The organism is Marinicrinis lubricantis, assembly GCF_042658665.1.
GTDB classification, from domain to species: Bacteria; Bacillota; Bacilli; order Paenibacillales; family KCTC-33676; genus Marinicrinis; species Marinicrinis lubricantis.
Map to the genome: position 1 here is coordinate 148,660 of NZ_JBHSQV010000035.1, position 16,438 is coordinate 165,097.

At 46.3% G+C, this 16,438-nt stretch carries 23 protein-coding genes and 1 tRNA gene; 1 reads left to right on the top strand and 23 read right to left on the bottom strand.

Annotated features, from left to right (window positions below):
- Nucleotides 1-264: 264 nt before the first annotated feature.
- From ACFPXP_RS06655 to mtrB, 15 genes are all read right to left on the bottom strand, one after another.
- Nucleotides 265-435: a hypothetical protein gene (locus ACFPXP_RS06655; protein ID WP_379893439.1), complete on the bottom strand. Its 171-nt coding sequence runs from the start codon at nt 433-435 to the stop codon at nt 265-267.
- An 88-nt stretch (nt 436-523) separates the two neighbouring features.
- On the bottom strand, nt 524-895 hold the full coding sequence (gene aroH / locus ACFPXP_RS06660; RefSeq protein ID WP_379893440.1) for a chorismate mutase: 372 nt from the start codon (nt 893-895) through the stop codon (nt 524-526).
- Between the two features lies 1 nt (nt 896).
- On the bottom strand, nt 897-1,997 hold the full coding sequence (gene aroB / locus ACFPXP_RS06665) for a 3-dehydroquinate synthase (RefSeq protein WP_379893441.1): 1,101 nt from the start codon (nt 1,995-1,997) through the stop codon (nt 897-899).
- Nucleotides 1,998-1,999: 2 nt separating this feature from the next.
- The gene (aroC, locus tag ACFPXP_RS06670; RefSeq protein WP_379893442.1) at nt 2,000-3,163 is read right to left on the bottom strand and encodes a chorismate synthase; all 1,164 of its coding nucleotides are present in this window, start codon (nt 3,161-3,163) and stop codon (nt 2,000-2,002) included.
- A 173-nt stretch (nt 3,164-3,336) separates the two neighbouring features.
- The gene (locus ACFPXP_RS06675; protein WP_379893443.1) at nt 3,337-3,501 is read right to left on the bottom strand and encodes a hypothetical protein; all 165 of its coding nucleotides are present in this window, start codon (nt 3,499-3,501) and stop codon (nt 3,337-3,339) included.
- A 53-nt stretch (nt 3,502-3,554) separates the two neighbouring features.
- Nucleotides 3,555-4,340: a CheR family methyltransferase gene (locus ACFPXP_RS06680; protein ID WP_379893444.1), complete on the bottom strand. Its 786-nt coding sequence runs from the start codon at nt 4,338-4,340 to the stop codon at nt 3,555-3,557.
- A gap of 73 nt (nt 4,341-4,413) precedes the next feature.
- A complete protein-coding gene (gene ndk, locus ACFPXP_RS06685) occupies nt 4,414-4,857 on the bottom strand; it encodes a nucleoside-diphosphate kinase (RefSeq protein WP_379893445.1) in 444 nt (147 codons plus the stop codon).
- Nucleotides 4,858-5,043: 186 nt separating this feature from the next.
- A complete protein-coding gene (gene hepT / locus ACFPXP_RS06690) occupies nt 5,044-6,018 on the bottom strand; it encodes a heptaprenyl diphosphate synthase component II (RefSeq protein WP_379893446.1) in 975 nt (324 codons plus the stop codon).
- Nucleotides 6,019-6,025: 7 nt separating this feature from the next.
- Nucleotides 6,026-6,889 (bottom strand): menaquinone biosynthetic enzyme MqnA/MqnD family protein, encoded by an 864-nt coding sequence (locus ACFPXP_RS06695; protein WP_379893447.1) that lies wholly within the window; start codon nt 6,887-6,889, stop codon nt 6,026-6,028.
- The gene (locus ACFPXP_RS06700) at nt 6,873-7,496 is read right to left on the bottom strand and encodes a UbiX family flavin prenyltransferase (protein ID WP_379893448.1); all 624 of its coding nucleotides are present in this window, start codon (nt 7,494-7,496) and stop codon (nt 6,873-6,875) included. The genes ACFPXP_RS06695 and ACFPXP_RS06700 overlap by 17 nt, the downstream gene beginning before the upstream one ends.
- The gene (locus tag ACFPXP_RS06705; protein ID WP_379893449.1) at nt 7,493-8,365 is read right to left on the bottom strand and encodes a UbiA-like polyprenyltransferase; all 873 of its coding nucleotides are present in this window, start codon (nt 8,363-8,365) and stop codon (nt 7,493-7,495) included. Before ACFPXP_RS06705 ends, ACFPXP_RS06700 begins: the two co-directional genes overlap by 4 nt.
- Nucleotides 8,349-9,080 (bottom strand): demethylmenaquinone methyltransferase, encoded by a 732-nt coding sequence (locus tag ACFPXP_RS06710; protein ID WP_379893450.1) that lies wholly within the window; start codon nt 9,078-9,080, stop codon nt 8,349-8,351. The genes ACFPXP_RS06705 and ACFPXP_RS06710 overlap by 17 nt, the downstream gene beginning before the upstream one ends.
- 58 nt (nt 9,081-9,138) lie before the next feature.
- The gene (locus tag ACFPXP_RS06715) at nt 9,139-9,966 is read right to left on the bottom strand and encodes a heptaprenyl diphosphate synthase component 1 (RefSeq protein WP_379893451.1); all 828 of its coding nucleotides are present in this window, start codon (nt 9,964-9,966) and stop codon (nt 9,139-9,141) included.
- Nucleotides 9,967-10,089: 123 nt separating this feature from the next.
- On the bottom strand, nt 10,090-10,623 hold the full coding sequence (locus ACFPXP_RS06720; RefSeq protein ID WP_379893452.1) for a hypothetical protein: 534 nt from the start codon (nt 10,621-10,623) through the stop codon (nt 10,090-10,092).
- 76 nt (nt 10,624-10,699) lie between these two features.
- Nucleotides 10,700-10,924 carry a trp RNA-binding attenuation protein MtrB gene (gene mtrB / locus ACFPXP_RS06725; RefSeq protein ID WP_379893453.1) on the bottom strand — a complete coding sequence of 75 codons (225 nt, stop codon included), beginning with the start codon at nt 10,922-10,924 and terminating at the stop codon, nt 10,700-10,702.
- A 305-nt stretch (nt 10,925-11,229) separates the two neighbouring features.
- On the opposite strand from mtrB, the gene ACFPXP_RS06730 reads away from it, so the two are divergent.
- Entirely contained in the window at nt 11,230-11,382 is a 153-nt protein-coding gene (locus ACFPXP_RS06730; protein WP_379893454.1) for a hypothetical protein, read from the top strand.
- A 79-nt stretch (nt 11,383-11,461) separates the two neighbouring features.
- On the opposite strand, the gene ACFPXP_RS06735 is transcribed toward ACFPXP_RS06730, so the two are convergent.
- The 8 genes from ACFPXP_RS06735 to ACFPXP_RS06770 all read right to left on the bottom strand — a co-directional run bounded on the left by ACFPXP_RS06735 (nt 11,462) and on the right by ACFPXP_RS06770 (nt 16,187).
- Nucleotides 11,462-11,535 (bottom strand) — tRNA-Pro (locus ACFPXP_RS06735).
- Between the two features lie 193 nt (nt 11,536-11,728).
- The gene (locus ACFPXP_RS06740) at nt 11,729-12,001 is read right to left on the bottom strand and encodes an HU family DNA-binding protein (protein ID WP_379893455.1); all 273 of its coding nucleotides are present in this window, start codon (nt 11,999-12,001) and stop codon (nt 11,729-11,731) included.
- A gap of 143 nt (nt 12,002-12,144) precedes the next feature.
- A complete protein-coding gene (gene spoIVA / locus ACFPXP_RS06745; RefSeq protein WP_379893456.1) occupies nt 12,145-13,623 on the bottom strand; it encodes a stage IV sporulation protein A in 1,479 nt (492 codons plus the stop codon).
- A 315-nt stretch (nt 13,624-13,938) separates the two neighbouring features.
- Complete coding sequence (locus tag ACFPXP_RS06750) at nt 13,939-14,691, bottom strand: hypothetical protein (protein WP_379893457.1); 753 nt, start codon at nt 14,689-14,691, stop codon at nt 13,939-13,941.
- Complete coding sequence (locus tag ACFPXP_RS06755) at nt 14,682-15,041, bottom strand: 2Fe-2S iron-sulfur cluster-binding protein (RefSeq protein WP_379893458.1); 360 nt, start codon at nt 15,039-15,041, stop codon at nt 14,682-14,684. Before ACFPXP_RS06755 ends, ACFPXP_RS06750 begins: the two co-directional genes overlap by 10 nt.
- Entirely contained in the window at nt 15,016-15,651 is a 636-nt protein-coding gene (locus tag ACFPXP_RS06760) for a nucleotidyltransferase domain-containing protein (protein WP_379893459.1), read from the bottom strand. Before ACFPXP_RS06760 ends, ACFPXP_RS06755 begins: the two co-directional genes overlap by 26 nt.
- 14 nt (nt 15,652-15,665) lie before the next feature.
- Nucleotides 15,666-15,959, bottom strand: coding sequence for a 2Fe-2S iron-sulfur cluster-binding protein (locus ACFPXP_RS06765; RefSeq protein ID WP_379893461.1), 294 nt, complete (start codon nt 15,957-15,959; stop codon nt 15,666-15,668).
- Between the two features lie 48 nt (nt 15,960-16,007).
- A complete protein-coding gene (locus tag ACFPXP_RS06770; protein ID WP_379893462.1) occupies nt 16,008-16,187 on the bottom strand; it encodes a DUF2768 family protein in 180 nt (59 codons plus the stop codon).
- Nucleotides 16,188-16,438 lie beyond the last annotated feature (251 nt).

Genomic DNA, 16,438 nt, shown 5'->3' on the forward strand with positions numbered 1-16,438 from the left:
GACTGATCCGATCGTCCGAACCGCAACTGTTCCTATCTCACATCTTATTCTAATCTCAGCTCATCTCGACTGTTCTGCTCTACTCGTCTACGCTCTAACTCACTAAATGCTCACTCATCTAAACCCGTTGGGCTTCAGCTAACTCTTGCTGTGAAATAACTTTGATCTAACTATACAAGAATACATACCGATCGTCAACAAATGAATTCTCAAATACGAGGTTTTTCAAATCATATGGAGATCTGCTAGATACATCACATCACATTACGCAGTGAAAAGGATATTAACTACAACGATCGCGATCACAGCCATTCCGTATAAGCACCAAGCTAAGATCAAATTATTTCTCGGTGCTTCTTTGTTTCTAATAATCCGCAGCTGCAGGTAAGTGAAATAGATAATGACAATAATCGAGATGATTAGCGTGTTATTCATTTTCTTACCCTCCTAGCCCATTAACTCGGCGAAAAAAAGAGCTGTCGGCTTAACCTGGCCCAGCTCTCGTCTATTACATTTATAAAATTTATGATTGTGTCGATAAATCCGGCCTCAAGGCGGTCGCCCCATTCAAATAAACGTGAACGATCTCGTCCTGTTTTTTCTCCGTATTGACATGCACCATAAAGCGAATGCAGCGGCTGAGACTGCCTTCTACATTGATCTCCAGTGCACACATCAGCGGAACAAGCTCCCAGCCTTTCATTTGGCGAATTGCTTTCGCAGGAAAGACCGCATCCAAATCCTGTGTTACGGTAATAATGACACTGCCGATATCTTCAGGCTTTATGTCATTCGCCGTTACGATTTGCTGCAACAGTTGGATCGTCGCTTGTAATATCTCCGATTCTTCATTATGCTCAACGGTCGTAGCTCCGCGAATGCCTCTCATGTACATGTTACGCCCGCTCCTTTCCCTTAAGCTGTTCAATGACTTCCCGCACCCATTCAACCTTCACATCGGAACGAATCTCAACTTTACCGATATGTACAGGAATGACAAACACCATCTGTCCTTCTTTAAACTTCTTGTCGTGCATCATGGCCTCTAGTATAGCATCCGTCTCCATATGGGCAGGGATCTGCACCGGCAAGCCAAAGCGCTCAAACAACTGCTTCGTGATCCGATGAATCTCGGATTCATAACCAAAGCGCTGACTTAGAAGTGCCGAGCCTACCATGCCAATCGCGATCGCTTCACCGTGAACCAGCTCGTTATAACCCGCTACAGCCTCTAATGCATGACCAATCGTATGTCCCAAATTCAAGATCGCCCTTAAACCAGACTCTCTTTCATCCTGGGATACAACATAGGACTTCACCTTGCATCCTTCATAGAGCGCGTAAGCAAGCGCCTCTGAATCCAAATGCAGCAGCTGTTCCGCATGCTCTCTGCACCAATCGACAAAGCCGCGATCCCAGATGAGACCGTGCTTGATCACTTCAGACAAGCCGGATCGCACTTCGCGCATGGGAAGCGTCTTTAAAGTCAACGTATCGTAGATGACCATCTCCGGCTGATGAAAAGCGCCGATCATGTTTTTGGCCAGCTTGTGATTGACAGCAACTTTACCTCCGACACTGCTGTCATGCGCCAAAATGGTTGTTGGACACTGAATGAATCGAATGCCCCTCATATACGTTGCAGCTACGAATCCAGCAAGGTCACCTGTAACACCGCCGCCAAGCGCAATGATACTGGAATGACGGTCAAGTCCGGCTTGTATCGCCGCGGTCATCACTCGCTCATACATTTCCAGCGACTTGGAGGTCTCTCCGGAAGGTACGGAAAAGGAATGAACCGTATAGCCTGCACCTTCCAAAACCGACTGCAGCTTGCCCAAATATAGCGGAGCAATACTTTCATCCGTGACAATCATGATGGGCGATTTGACAGGGATAGCATGCTTGCCAAACAACTGTGCCGCCTGTTCCAGTAAGCCTTCGCCGATGTAAATCGGATAGGAGCGTTCACCCAAATCTACGATAAGCTGCCTCATCCTCAATACCTCGCAACTTGCTCTAAATATTGTTCATAGTTTCTACGAGTTTCCTCTAAGGAATCACCGCCGAACTTCTCTAGAAATGCACATGCAACCTCCCAAGCGACCACGTGCTCCAATACGACGCTGGCCGCAGGTACAGCACATGCGTCCGAACGTTCTACTTGGGCAGTGAACTGCTCCTTCGTATCGATATCTACACTGCGGAGCGGTTTGTATAAGGTAGGGATCGGCTTCATTACACCGCGAACAACAATCGGCTCGCCTGTCGTCATACCGCCTTCAAATCCGCCGGCATTGTTCGTTGCTCGGTGAAACCCTTTTTCTTCCGTATATAAAATTTCATCATGCACTTGGGAGCCGCGGAGTCCCGCTGCTTCAAAGCCGATGCCAATCTCGCAGCCTTTGAATGCGTTGATCGAAACGACCGCTTGTGCAATGCGTCCATCAAGCTTGCGGTCCCACTGCACATGGCTGCCGAGACCTGTCGGCACGCCTTCAATAATGCACTCCACGATGCCTCCGATTGAATCGCCTTCCTGCTTCACTTGATCGATATGGGCGATCATTTTGGCTTCCGCTTCTTTATCGACCACACGTACAGGCGATTCCTCTGTTACTCGAATCAGCTCATCGATCGGCAGATCGATTCTTTTCGCCTCAACTTCCCCAATTCGCAATACTTGTCCAGCCACTTTAATACCGAATTCGGCCAGCAATTGTCTTGCCACTGCACCGACTGCGACTCTTGCGGCTGTCTCTCTAGCACTGGAACGCTCCAAAATATTGCGCAAATCCTTCTGGTTATATTTCAGACCTCCATTGAGATCAGCATGCCCCGGTCTTGGGCGGTGAACACGACGGCGTTCCTCATCGGTACCTTCCATCGGCTCCACATTCATAATTTTCGTCCAATGCTTCCAGTCTTTATTTTCAACCACAAGCGCAATGGGTGCCCCTGTCGTCTTGCCATGACGAACTCCGCCTACAATTTGTGCGGCGTCCTGTTCAATTTGCATTCTGCGACCGCGGCCATAGCCTTTTTGTCTGCGCTGCAGCTGCACATTCAGTTCATTAAAATCAATGGTCACGTTACTTGGCATTCCTTCAATAATCGCTGTCAGCTGCGGACCATGCGTTTCACCCGCTGTTAAATATCTCATTTCAAATTTCCCCTCCATCCAATCGCCTTACCATCAATTTTACGCTTTAACGCTTTGATGCGCCGATTCTTCTGTGCTAATTATAGTACAGCATCGCGCCGCATGTCAAAATGAAAAACGCCGATCCTCATCGATCGGCGTAGAACCCTTTTCATCTCGTCACATTTACGTCATCAGCTGTTAACGGATTGCTGCTGTTTACTCAGCGACTTCGCTTCATCAGAAGCTTCACTCACGATTCCCATCAACTGAGTACTCTGAATCCCTAAGATCTGAGCACACTCCTGAATCGTGATCAGTCCTCGTCTGTAAGCGTATATGACTTGCCGCTTATCCATGGTATGACCTCCATCTTTGCTGTTACCCTCAGTATTGCAGAAAATGGAAGTTTTTATACACTCTGGACTTTGCGATAAAAAAATGTTTCCGCCGATTCAAATCCGTAACTTCCCGGATTAAAGATTTGTTCCGTGCTCCCCACGAACAAAATCCCTCCGGGTCTAAGCGCTCTAGAGAACTTCATATACATCTCGTGCTTCGCTTCTTCGGTAAAATAAATCATCACATTGCGACAAATAATCAAGTCGTAATTGCTGCCGTATGAGTCGTAAAGTAAATTCATTCTTTCATATCGTATGTATGACTTTAACTGCTCAGAGATTTTGTACATGATCCCAGACTTCTCAAAATACTTCTTCAAGTAGTCCGGAGGCACATCCCGAATAGCGCGGTCTAAATACAGCCCTTCCTTCGCTTTGTTCAGCACAACATTGTCCAAATCCGACGCCGTAATCTTAGCTTGCTTCAATGCGCCGAGCTCAGACAAAATCATTGCCAGGGTATATGGTTCTTCACCTGTAGAACATGCAGCGCTCCAACAATTGAGCCGAGGGTTTTCCTTCAACAAGGAAGGCAGAAATACATCTGCCAGCACGTTCCAGCGATTCGGATTGCGCCAAAATTCAGACACATTGATCGTCATTCGATCTAGAAATTCATCCATGAGCTCCGTACTCTGCTTCAATGCATCAAAATATGCCTTGAAGGAAGGATAGCCTCTCTTTAATCGAAGCGTCGTCAATCGTCTTTTCATCTGTGCTTCTTTATATTGGGATAAATCGATATTCGTTAATGACTTCATATTTTTAACGAACGCAGAAAAGTCCATATCCTCCATGGTGCACACTCCTGATCATCATGAATATACCTTTTCTACAATTCTACAAAAAACGCCAAAATCCTGCTTCTACTTACATCCATTCGTGAATCAGCTTGCGATAGGAAACGAGCTCTTCTTCCTTGAAGAAATTATGGATCTCCCGTTCCGCACTTTCCGGAGAGTCTGATCCATGAATGACGTTTCGGTTCGTATGCAGTGCGAAGTCGCCGCGCAGCGTCCCCGGCAGAGCTTCAGTGATTTTCGTCTTTCCAATGACCATACGGGATAATTCAATGATTTGATCCCCCTGCCATACCATTGCAAGCACGGGACCGGAAGTGATAAAGTCTACCAAATCTCCGAAAAACGGCTTCTCTTCATGCTCTGCATAATGAAATTTGGCCTGTTCTACCGTAGGAAGGAGAAACTTGCAGCCAATCATTTGAAACCCTTTTCTTTCGAAGCGGCGAATAACTTCTCCCATCAGTCCTCTTTGTACTCCATCCGGTTTCACCATCAGAAACGTTCTTTCCATCGTCAGAACTCCTCCTCCAATTTGGATTAATAAAAGTCCGTTATCATCCAAGTCCAACGGGATCCACGCGCCTGAAGTTTCATTCTGAGTTGTATTCGCAGCAATCTGAATGGATCGGCCGGTCGCTGAATCTTCAAATAACGAAGTGATCTGTTATTCTTTGATCCTAGCATAAATTTCATTCCATTAATGTGATCGATTTCCTACGAAATAAGCGATATCGATCAAATTCTTCTTCGTTTTTGATTTCGGTAAGTCGTCAAGTGCCGCAATCGCTTTATCGATATATCGGGAAGACAGCTCCTCTGCCTTCTGAAGACCATCTGTTTCCTTCAAAATATCGATAAAGGTCCGGATGTCCTGCCGCTTCGCATTTTCCGATATTTTTTGGATTTCATCAAGCAAGCTGCTTCTTGCCGATTCATTCTGCAGAGCATAGATGACCGGCAGTGTAATGTTGCCCTGGCGAATATCGCTTCCTGGCGGCTTGCCCAGCTCTTTTTCCGTACCACAAATATCGAGGACATCGTCCCGAATTTGAAACGCCATGCCGACATTGTAGCCATAAGCATACAGCATTCGCATCTCCGCGTGCCCAAGACCGGAAGCAATCGCACCCAATTGGCAGCTTACAGCGATCAGAAGCGCCGTTTTTCTACGAATACGCAATAAATAATCATAAATGCGCTGTTCTGTATTGTAGAAAAAGCGGATTTGCTCCATTTCGCCAATGCTCATCTGCACCATCGCTTTAGATAAAATTTGGTGAATGAGCGGATTTTTAAGCTCTGTCGCCATATGCAGTGCCTTGGCAAATATGTAATCTCCCGTATACATCGCAATTCGGTTATCCCACTTCGATTTTACCGTCAGTTTTCCCCTGCGGGTATCGGCGTTGTCAATAACATCATCATGCACTAACGAAGCCATATGGATCAGCTCCAAGGGAACCGCGACGTATTTTAATTGATCGATGTCGTAATGACCGAATTCACCGGCAAGCAGAACAAATACGGGTCTTAACCTTTTTCCGCCGGCCTTCAACAAATGCAGTGACGCATCGTGCAGCAAACGGTGCTCACTGGTAATGCTTTTTTCAAGCTCTTTTTCAATGATTTGGATATCCGATTTTAAACGGGCATAAATATCTATCAGTTTCATGCTTCACCTATACCGTTGTTTTATGAGTCCAGAACTCCAACTCCACCGGCTTGTCTAAAAAGCCGAGCTCGTATGCGTACTGGTAATACTTGAGCAACCCCTTTTGTTCCTCTGGCCCGAAATCATAACACAAGTTGCCAAAATAATCGAGCCAAAAATCCTTCGTCCCTCCTATGCGGTGAAACGCTTTATCCGCGACCTCATCTGGGAATCGTGTGCTCAATTCTTTGCTCATCTGAAAAGCGTGGAAAATGCGTTCAATTCGCTCAGGCTGTTCCTGAACCATTTGCTTGCGTACCGCCCATACCGCGAATGTCATCGATGTTCCTGTGTAATGGTGCCAGAGCTCTCCTAAATCGGTAACCAGCATGTCCGTTTCGCCCCATGATGCTTTGATCGCATCGTCTCCAATGAGCAGCGCTGCATCTGCCTCTTGTAACATCGTATCCAAATCCGGCTGCTCATAAAAGTAGTCTGGCGAAACACCGACAAAACGCTCCAATATGATTTTCAGCAAATGAACGGAGGTCGCTGACGTATTCGTAAGTGCAATTCTGCAGCCATCCAACTCTTCAAGCGGCTTTTTATGAAAAAGGAAAATCGACTTTACCTGAGAGTGAGCGCTCACCGATACATTCGGCAATAATACATAGTTGTCTGCATGCTGTGCATAGGCGAATGAAGAAATAACGCTTAAATCGATATTCCCTTCTGCTAAAGCACGATTCAAGTCGGATGGTACTTGTTCTACAAACTCGATCTCCTCGTCGAAAAATTCGAAAGGGAAATGATAAAATATCGGCCACACGTTCGTATAGCGAATTTGGCCGATTCGTATCGGTGATTCTATGTTGTTAGTTGAGATGTTCATGGTGTTCTCCCCATCTTTGGTAGATTTCATGCTCAATGTTCATCGCATCCATGATCTTCCCAACTAAAAACCGGATGACTTCATCCATGTTCGCCGGTCGATGATAAAAACCCGGCATGGCCGGAAGAATCACGGCGCCTGCTTTACTGCATTTTAACATATTCTCCAGATGAATCGCATGCAGCGGTGTCTCTCTTGGAACCAGGATCAGCTTCCGGCCTTCCTTGAGCATGACGTCTGCACTGCGTTTCAACAAATTGTCGGACAATCCATGGGCAATACCCGCAAGAGTCCCCATGGAGCAAGGCACAACGACCATCCCTCGTGTTCGAAAGGAACCGCTGGCAATGGATGCGCCAATATCCTGTATAGGATGATATTCGTACGTGCCGGGCAAACCGCCCAAGTGCTCCTCCAAGCAGTCCGCTCGCTTATGAACCGGCCAGCTCAGCTCATCCTTGAGCACCCGCCAGCCCGCATCGGTAATTACAAGATGTATGTGCATGCCGAGCTTCAGCAGTTCCTTGCAGAGGGTCACGGCATAGATCGCTCCGCTGGCCCCCGTTATACCGATGACCCATTTTTGATCATTGTTCTGTACTGTCATCCGTACAGCACCACCACATCAATTAAAGTAAAAATGAATACGACGGAACTAAATATGCCGTTCATCATAAAAAAGGCGATGTTGATCTTGGACAAATCGTGAGGCTTGACCAGACTGTGTTCATAATAAAGCAAGGTAATGCCGATGACAATTCCGATCAAGTAAAACCAGCTTAAATCTGTCATGATCATCATGCTGATGAAGCCAATAGCCGTGATCAAATGAAACCCTTTCGCAATCCAAAGCGACTTGGACAGGCCAAATCGTTCTGGTATAGAATGAAGACCTTCAGAGCGATCGAATTCCATATCTTGACAAGCATAAATGATATCGAAGCCTGCTGTCCAGAAAGCGACCGAAATATAAAAGATAAGTGCAATCCAGCTAAACTCTCCGGTCACCGCAACCCAACCACCTAATGGGGCCAGTCCGATCGTCAGTCCAAGGATAAGGTGGCAGAGCCAAGTAAATCTTTTCGTATAAGAATAAAAAACAAGAAAAAAAACTGCAACGGGCAGCAGCTTCACAGCTAAATCACTAAGCCTAAATGCGGCAAAAAATAAAATCAGCATCGACACGGCGACGAACAGGACCACTTCCATCGAGGTTAGCAGTCCTGCAGGAAGGGCGCGCATCGCGGTCCGTGGATTTTTACCGTCGAACACCTTGTCGATGAGCCGATTCAGACCCATCGCAGCGCTCCTTGCCCCGACCATCGCCAATGTAACCCATCCTATCTGCTCCCAAGATGGAAGCTTGTCCGCCACCACAATCGACCCCAAAATCGCTCCCATAAAAGCAAATGGCATCGCAAACAGCGTATGCTCAAACTTGATCATTTCTAAAAATATTTTAAGTTTTCGAGACATCTCCATTCCCCTTTAACCCAATATGCAGCGCTGCTATTCCTCCGGTTAACGGATGAGCCTCCACTTGTTCTAAACCCGTTTGTCTAAAAATCTCAGCAAGCTGCTTATGATCCGGAAAAGCAGCCAACGATTCCGGCAGCCATTTGTACTGCTGATAGCTTTTTGCAAACAACTTTCCAAGCAGCGGCAGCACTTTTTCGAAGTAAAAATAATAAATCCCTTTAAACGGCTGCCAAGTTGGCTTAGACAGCTCTAGACAAAATACTTTTCCGCCAGGCTTGACGACCCTCTGCATTTCTTGAAGCACTTGTACTAAATCCGGCACATTTCTAAGCCCGAAGCCAATCGTTGCGTAATCAAAGCTGTTATCCGGGAAGGGCAGCTCCATCGCATTGCCTTGTATCAAGCGAATTTGCTTACTCAACCCCGCCCGTTCAACCTTCTGCCGACCGATTTCCAGCATTTGACCACTGAAATCCAATCCTACAATCTCTCCGCTGCCGCTCGCCTTCGCCGTACTAATGGTCCAATCACATGTACCGCAGCAGAGATCGATCGCAGTTTGTCCCGGCTGGACATTCATCTTTTTCATGGTGAATTTTCTCCATGCCTTATGACGGCGAAAGCTCAGCAGGCTGTTCATCAAATCGTACTTGGGTGCAATTTTTTCAAACACCGAATGAACAAATTGTTCTTTCGAATTTGGATTCGCCAATTTCCATCTCTCCCGCTTTTTATGTAAGCCAATAAACGAACTTTCGTTCAGCTGCAAGCTATATTTTTTGAGGCGTATATACGAGCTTCTCGCCCATTTTAAGCAAATCCTTCACGAGAACCGTAGGCTCCAGCTGCTTGAGCTTAAAGCTCAACTCTTTCCAATGCGTATGAAGCATGTCCTGCATTTGTCCAAACACATTGTATTTGGAAACGAGGGCCGTGAGTCCTTGCGGCTTGTCCTCTTGCTTAATCCGTTCTGTTTCTTCGGTATCAGCCCGTTCCAATAACATCCAGTATCCGTATCCTGCATACGGCAGACCTTCTGTCTCTGTCCTGCGAATTTCATCTCGCAGCAGCTCACAGCGGGTAAAGCCAATCAAAAGATCCTGCCACAGCTTCTCCTTCCCCGAACGGAACAGGTTGGAAAATGATAAATACAGCTGACTTCTGATTTGAACCGTCTGATTCAAATACTCTTCAGCTGTAAGCGCGAAGTTTTTCAATTTCATATACAGATTAACCTTCAAACGGTTTACTTCGCAGATTGCAGCTGCAAGCTGTTTTACCGTTTCGATTTGATCTGCATAAGATAATAAATAATAAAATCGGCTGCTGAAATAATCGCCGGCCAATACTTTCAATTGTTTGGCTCTCTGCTCCCGCATATCTTCCACGTTGTCTAACTCAACCAAGTCATGCGTGTCCAGAGCCATTTGAATTAGCGAAGTTGCTAATGTATAAATATCTTCCCGCTGAGGAAGCTCGTGCTTTAAGAAAGTATACAAAAGTTCACTTCTGCAATGAGGAAACTGGGGCAGCTCCGTATGCTTTGTGATCATGTCATGGCTCATATATTTTTGCGCTGCGTCGAGTACCGCTTTCACTTACTTTCCTCCGATCCTTACCTGCACTTACGTACCTGCATGCTGCAATGTCTAAAATATTATATCATATCCCTATCGTAAGCGCACGGTTTGTAAAATATCCCTTTATACATCCACTTTGCTTTATAAATGTGAATCTTCAACCTTTTCCTGGGTCTTCATAAAATGGTGCTTTCCAATCCCTGTCATGAGCAGATTCGTTCGCTTATCCAATTCATGCCACAGCTGCTCCGCTGATTCCTGTGACCCATTTAGCTCAGACCACTGCTCTCTTTTCACATCCATTGCGACCAACAGTCTCGGAGGCTCGCCACGCTGCAGCACCCGCACCAGTACCTGCCCAGCATTGTTCGTTCGCTCAAAAGAGAAGGCAGCAATCTTCTTCAAGTCACCCAGCGTCTCCAGCAGCCCGCTGTTCCCACTGTCCCACTCCAAATCTATCGATAAAATATGATGATTCCATGAGACTTTCGTTAATGGATTAGCCAGCTGCAGTTCAAGCATCCGGTCCACTAAATTTTCTTCTGTCAGCTCTTCTTGGCCTTTTGCACCCCAGCCCTTTAAATCGAAGCTCCCCCAATTCATGACGAAAGTCAGCACGACAGCTGCCGCAATCGCTGGAAGAAAAGTAGAGGCAGCTAACTTCAACCATTTCATAGGAATTCCTCCCTATCAGACAATCCCTCCTTACCATTGTACATAAAAAAAAGGCAGGCTATGCCTGCCAATTCCATTATTCCTCATCTGTATCGACGATTCCGTATTTTGTATATATTTTCGCATTTCCCCTAATCTTAATGGCGGATGTGTGGTCGGTAAACTGTGCGATCATGACTTCATTTTTATCCAATTTCTCCGTATGATGAAACCGGGTATCCGTACCTCGCGTTAACCCGATCACATGAACACCGTTTTCCTTTGCTTTAATGACCATATACTCGGAATACATCGAATCCATATCGAAGGCCGCCTTTCCTTTATCCATAATAAATTGACCGTTACCATATTCCAAAGCGAAAGCATACTTGCAGCCACAAAATCTATGGTACCAGCGGTTGCTTCCATTATATAGTGCCTGTCTTTACCATTGCAACCGATCACGATCTCCACTGGTACGAATCGCCAGCGACGATCTTCATCCTAAACGACATGGGACGAATAATCGATTCGTAAATTCACATCTGTACAGTTTCTCATCTGCATGAATCCTGCTCCTGCACGGCACCCTAACGATGGTATACGATGCGAAAGGTGTGAAGTACAATGCAGCAAAAACAAGACACAACAGAGCCCACTATTGCTCCTGGTATGAACATGCATGATCCCTTAGAAGAAAAAGCTTCCAAACAGGAGATCAAAAAAGGGGACTACACGGAAGTCACTCGTCTTTCTCTGGACCAGACACCTGAAGAATAAGTCTTCACAGGGGAAAACGCCTCCGATTGGGACTACAAAACCAGATCGAGGCGTTTTCTTCATAGGTACGACAAAAGTATCGGACCGACAGGATTTGAACCTGCGACCTCATCCACCCCAAGGATGCGCTCTACCAAGCTGAGCCACGGCCCGAAAAACATAAAATCGGGGTGCAGTCCATTCTTGTTCTGCAATTAGAAAAGACTGGATGCAGCCTTGCTATGTAAAAAATATAGTATCAAAAAACAATAGACCCCGCAATAGTTTTCACCCATAACCCTGAATACAAAAAATACGCCTGAACGAAACGTTCAGACGTATTTTCCATCTAGATAGAGTATGTCATTTAGTTAATGCCGTCTTTCAATGCTTTCCCGGGCTTAAAGGCGGGAACCTTACTTGCAGGGATGTCGATTTCTTCACCGGTTTGCGGATTACGCCCTTTTCTTGCAGAGCGCTCTCTTACTTCAAAGTTTCCAAAACCAACCAACTGCACTTTGTCACCGCTCTGCAATGCCTCGGAAATCGCATCAAACACCGCATCTACCGCTTTGGTTGCGTCCTTTTTGGAAAGCTCTGCTGTTTCCGCCACTTTTGCGATCAATTCGGTTTTATTCATTCTTCTTCACCTCCCCCCACAAGAAGGAACTGCTTATATTCTCTGTCTTTACCGAATTCATCAAAATTATACGTCGATGACACAAAAATATACAAAAAAAGCTGAAAGGGATGGCTCCCTGACAGCTTTCTTCATCCGTAAGCTTATAGGATAATCGCGATGAGTCCTCCTGAACCTTCGTTGATGATGCGCCCAAGCGTTTCCTGAAGCTTATAACGCGCATTGTCCGGCATCATCGCAATTTTGCCTTGAATTCCTTCTCTGACAATCGAATGCAGAGAGCGCCCAAATATATCCGATTCCCATATTTTCGTTGGATTTTCTTCAAAATCCTGCATCAGATAACGAACGAGCTCTTCGCTTTGCTTCTCCGTCCCGATAATCGGAGCGAATTCGGATTCAACATCGACTCGGATCATATGAATTGAAGGGGCCGTCGCTTTCAGGCGAACGCCGAAGCGGGAACCTTGACGAATTAATTGCGGCTCGTCTAGCGACATTTCTTCAAGCGGCGGTGCTGCAATACCATATCCGGTTTGTTTGACCATCTCCAATGCTTCGGAGAAACGGTCGTATTCCCTCTTGGCAATGCTGAATTCCTGCATCAGCTGCAGCAGATGATCTTTGCCTCGAATTTCTACGCCAACGACTTCCATTAAGATTTGATCGTACAGCTCGTCTGGAGCATACAAATCAATTTCTGCGATGCCTTGACCCATATCCATATCCGCGAGCCCTGCTCGATCAATAAATTCATACTCGTGGAAGCTTTCCACGATCCGATCTACATCACGAAGCCGGCGAATATCCTTCACCGTTTCACGCACCGATTCCTCGAAGTTGTGGCGGAGCCAATGCCTCTCCTCCAGAACCATCACCCAGCTAGGCAGGTTTACATTAACTTCATGAACCGGGAACTCGTAGAGGACTTCTCTAAGCACGGATATCATATCGTTCTCATCCATATTCGCGACGCTCATCGCCATGACGGGGATGTCGTATTTCTCTGCCAATTGACTGCGCAGATCCTGAGCATAGGTGCCTTCCGGATTGGTGGAATTCACGAGCAGAATGAATGGCTTTCCAACTTCCTTCAGCTCAGCGATTACCCGCTCCTCCGACTCTACATACGATTCTCTCGGAATCTCCGCGATTGATCCGTCCGTCGTTACAACGACACCTAATGTAGAGTGTTCTTGGATGACTTTACGGGTTCCAATCTCTGCCGCCTCCTGAAAAGGAATCGGCTCTTCAAACCATGGCGTATTAATCATACGCGGTCCATTTTCGTCTTCATATCCTTTAGCGCCTTGTACGGCATAACCTACACAATCCACCATGCGCACATTGACTTCCAAGCCTTCGGCAACGCTGATTTTCACAGCCTGATTAGGAACGAACTTCGGTTCCGTTGTCATAATCGTCTTGCCTGCTGCGCTTTGCGGCAGTTCATCTTTGGCACGCACTCTGTCTGCTTCATTGACGATATTGGGAAGCACTACGGTTTCCATAAATCGTTTAATGAAGGTGGATTTTCCTGTACGGACCGCACCAACGACTCCCAAATAGATGTCTCCGCCGGTGCGTTCAGCGATATCCTTGAAAATATCCACTTTTTCCAATGAGAAACCCTCCTAACTCGTACATTCATTTGGACTAGTATTAAATATATGTACCTAGACTATGAATATGACTCCGTTCAAGTTTTTATTATTGAAAGTTTGTGCTGCCCCCCTTGTCTGCCGCATTTTCTAAAATATATGCGATCGCTAGAAGAGAGATACGTTTTCCGCGTAAAATAAACCATCAAAGACGGGTGTTTCCAATATGACATGAGAAAACCTCTATCGAGGCTTCTTAAGTGATGAGCACCCACGTTTAGGGGCAGGTTTTATCGCCAATTAAAAAACCGCCCTTCAGGACGGTTTTTTAATCGGTTAATATTGATTTTCAAGTGCAGGCACGGGCCTCTCCCCGTTCCAATCGTACGGATACGAACGAACAGGTATGTACGGAGAAGACTGAACTAGAAGCTCTCTTAGATCCTCACCTTCGGGAAAAGAAACCTTTCCCTGCTGCTGAATCAGCTTCATCATTTCCGAACTGTAATCAATCATTACATCTCCCGTTGCTTCGTTCACCATTAAACTAAGCGACTGCACGGAATAAGGACTAGGAATCTGGAGAGGCTTCATCTTCAGCAGGTCATAATCGATAGAATACCAGCCTGGCGTCAGTGCCTCCGCAGCCGGGATCCGTCCGCCATGCTCTGAACGATAGCTGTCGACCGCACGCTGAATATCAATGACGGACTGCATTGCCGCGATATCCATCAGCTTCACGGTAGGCTCTTCCTCGACATGAACTAAAACATAATAATCGTTCCCTCCGCTTTCAAATGCATTTGGCGGCGGTTCATTCAATAAATTTCGTTCCATCAGCTTCTTAAAATCAATGACGTATTTCTCATAGATCGGTGTCTCCATCGTGCTGTTCTTAATCGGGAGAACCCCGCTCTTCTCCTGAAATTGATTAACTGCAATTTGTACTAATGTTATGTATTCCTGACTCGGTCTGACGTGAGCCTGCCTCTGTTCATCAGGATACAAACACCCAGTCAGTGCAAATAGAAAAATAACTGCAACGGCTGCAGACATGAGCCGGCGTTTCATCGTTTTCATCATTCCCATCGGTCATTGTCTTTCTCTTGTTTTTCCTTCTTCAATTGTTCCAACTTCGCACGCACTGCAGCTTTCAACGGATCCTCCGGCAGGGTCACCACCGCATCGCCAATTACTCTAGTCTGGCAGGCCAATCGCTGATGATGCTTCGTCCAGTCCCCCATTTTATAGCTCTCCTTTGCGGACGGCTCCAGTACCCCTTGCCCCGGGCCCACATGAACCTTGCACATGAGACAGGAGGCGTTCCCCCCGCAGCGGGTGCGAATGGCGACGCCTGCTTTTCTCGACGCCTCAAGCAATGTGGTGCCTGCTTTGACATCGACGGTCCGTTCATTAGGTAAAAAGCCTACTTTGGGCATGGGAAACTCCTTCGCTGTTGTAAACTGCATGAACCAGTTCTTTCATCGCCGCGATATGCTGTTCATTAAAATGATTGTGCTCTACAATCCAAGTTAACGCCCCGTGGTGGAACGCAGGCGCTTCATTCATCGCCTTTGCGATGGGGATGTACCGATCCGGCCTGTTTCTCAAAATATTGAATACAAATTCATGAGCCAGCGGCATGACCATTAGTGAACGGGTTCCTACGGATTGAACCGTCCCATAAGCATCCAGACCGCCTTCAATCCGAATTTCATAGGAGGAGCCGCCGGATTTGACACAAAATCCGCCGACCAACTCTAATACCATACCGTTTAGCTTGTAATGGCTCAGACGCGAGCTGTACATGGCGGTCTCGCTAAACTGAGGCTCATCCGTAGCATAAGGTTTTAGCTGGCTGTGAACTTGGTCCGCGTGACGCATATCGACATACAAGTCGATGTCCCTCGGTCTTACTTCAAGCTCCACGCCTTGCAGCAGCAAGCCGCTGCTTCCACCGACCATGCAGGTGAAGGGGAGCTTTTCCAATACTTCGGCTGCTTGAACAAGGGCACTTTCCATCGGTTCATCTAGAAGGTATCCACTCAAGAAAGTCACCCTCTCTAAAAATAAGTTTTGTTCAACGCTTTCAACGTCCCTAACTTGGTCACGACAGCCTGGCAGCCTAATCGATAACCTTCTTCCAGCTCTTCCTCGTCCAGCCTGGCCCATTCTGCATCGGTCGGCTCACTCAGAAGCTCTCTGCCGGTTTCCACGTAACAACGGCAGCGTGCGCATGTTCCCCTTGTACAGGAAAATCCCCAATCGACGTTATGCTCCATCGCGAGCTCCAATATACTTTTTCCCGTTTCCGGTTCAATCACGATGTTTTTGGTTCTTCCGCGCAGTTCGATCATGTGAGAAATTCATCCTTTACCGTAAAAATAATTCCTTCCCTTATTCCGCTATACGATGGATATAAAACCTAGAACGACAGCGTAGAAAAGCACAATAAAAGCAACTAAGCTTAGTATTCTGCGAATCCACCCCTTCGTTTTGGTTCTGGCCACAGTAATGAGAACCGAGGCAACAACCATCAGTATGATCGCAATTAAAGAAAGCCACATTTTATCCATTGCATCCATACGTTTACGACTCCAATATATATCATTATTTTTCGAATAAAACTAACGAATATTATAGCATAAATCGACATTCAAATACGTGATCTTATGTTCTTTTTCTTGAACAAGTTAAGAATAAAAGGACAGAAAATCATAACCACCCGTCCAACGGGTGGTTTGCTCTGGGGGTATAACCCCCTGTTGCCAAACTGCGCCTAAAGACGCTAGCCTGACAATAAAATTGTTCAGGCTCAGTGTAATTTGTCGCTTTC

Bases quoted from the DNA above. Each gene is read 5' to 3' on its own strand.
- ACFPXP_RS06655 (WP_379893439.1), bottom strand. From the start codon at position 435: ATGAATAACACGCTAATCATCTCGATTATTGTCATTATCTATTTCACT.
- aroH (WP_379893440.1), bottom strand. From the start codon at position 895: ATGTACATGAGAGGCATTCGCGGAGCTACGACCGTTGAGCATAATGAA.
- aroB (WP_379893441.1), bottom strand. From the start codon at position 1,997: ATGAGGCAGCTTATCGTAGATTTGGGTGAACGCTCCTATCCGATTTAC.
- aroC (WP_379893442.1), bottom strand. From the start codon at position 3,163: ATGAGATATTTAACAGCGGGTGAAACGCATGGTCCGCAGCTGACAGCG.
- ACFPXP_RS06675 (WP_379893443.1), bottom strand. From the start codon at position 3,501: ATGGATAAGCGGCAAGTCATATACGCTTACAGACGAGGACTGATCACG.
- ACFPXP_RS06680 (WP_379893444.1), bottom strand. From the start codon at position 4,340: ATGGAGGATATGGACTTTTCTGCGTTCGTTAAAAATATGAAGTCATTA.
- ndk (WP_379893445.1), bottom strand. From the start codon at position 4,857: ATGGAAAGAACGTTTCTGATGGTGAAACCGGATGGAGTACAAAGAGGA.
- hepT (WP_379893446.1), bottom strand. From the start codon at position 6,018: ATGAAACTGATAGATATTTATGCCCGTTTAAAATCGGATATCCAAATC.
- ACFPXP_RS06695 (WP_379893447.1), bottom strand. From the start codon at position 6,889: ATGAACATCTCAACTAACAACATAGAATCACCGATACGAATCGGCCAA.
- ACFPXP_RS06700 (WP_379893448.1), bottom strand. From the start codon at position 7,496: ATGACAGTACAGAACAATGATCAAAAATGGGTCATCGGTATAACGGGG.
- ACFPXP_RS06705 (WP_379893449.1), bottom strand. From the start codon at position 8,365: ATGTCTCGAAAACTTAAAATATTTTTAGAAATGATCAAGTTTGAGCAT.
- ACFPXP_RS06720 (WP_379893452.1), bottom strand. From the start codon at position 10,623: ATGAAATGGTTGAAGTTAGCTGCCTCTACTTTTCTTCCAGCGATTGCG.
- mtrB (WP_379893453.1), bottom strand. From the start codon at position 10,924: ATGGATTCGATGTATTCCGAGTATATGGTCATTAAAGCAAAGGAAAAC.
- ACFPXP_RS06730 (WP_379893454.1), top strand. From the start codon at position 11,230: ATGCAGCAAAAACAAGACACAACAGAGCCCACTATTGCTCCTGGTATG.
- ACFPXP_RS06740 (WP_379893455.1), bottom strand. From the start codon at position 12,001: ATGAATAAAACCGAATTGATCGCAAAAGTGGCGGAAACAGCAGAGCTT.
- ACFPXP_RS06750 (WP_379893457.1), bottom strand. From the start codon at position 14,691: ATGGGAATGATGAAAACGATGAAACGCCGGCTCATGTCTGCAGCCGTT.
- ACFPXP_RS06755 (WP_379893458.1), bottom strand. From the start codon at position 15,041: ATGCCCAAAGTAGGCTTTTTACCTAATGAACGGACCGTCGATGTCAAA.
- ACFPXP_RS06765 (WP_379893461.1), bottom strand. From the start codon at position 15,959: ATGATCGAACTGCGCGGAAGAACCAAAAACATCGTGATTGAACCGGAA.
- ACFPXP_RS06770 (WP_379893462.1), bottom strand. From the start codon at position 16,187: ATGGATGCAATGGATAAAATGTGGCTTTCTTTAATTGCGATCATACTG.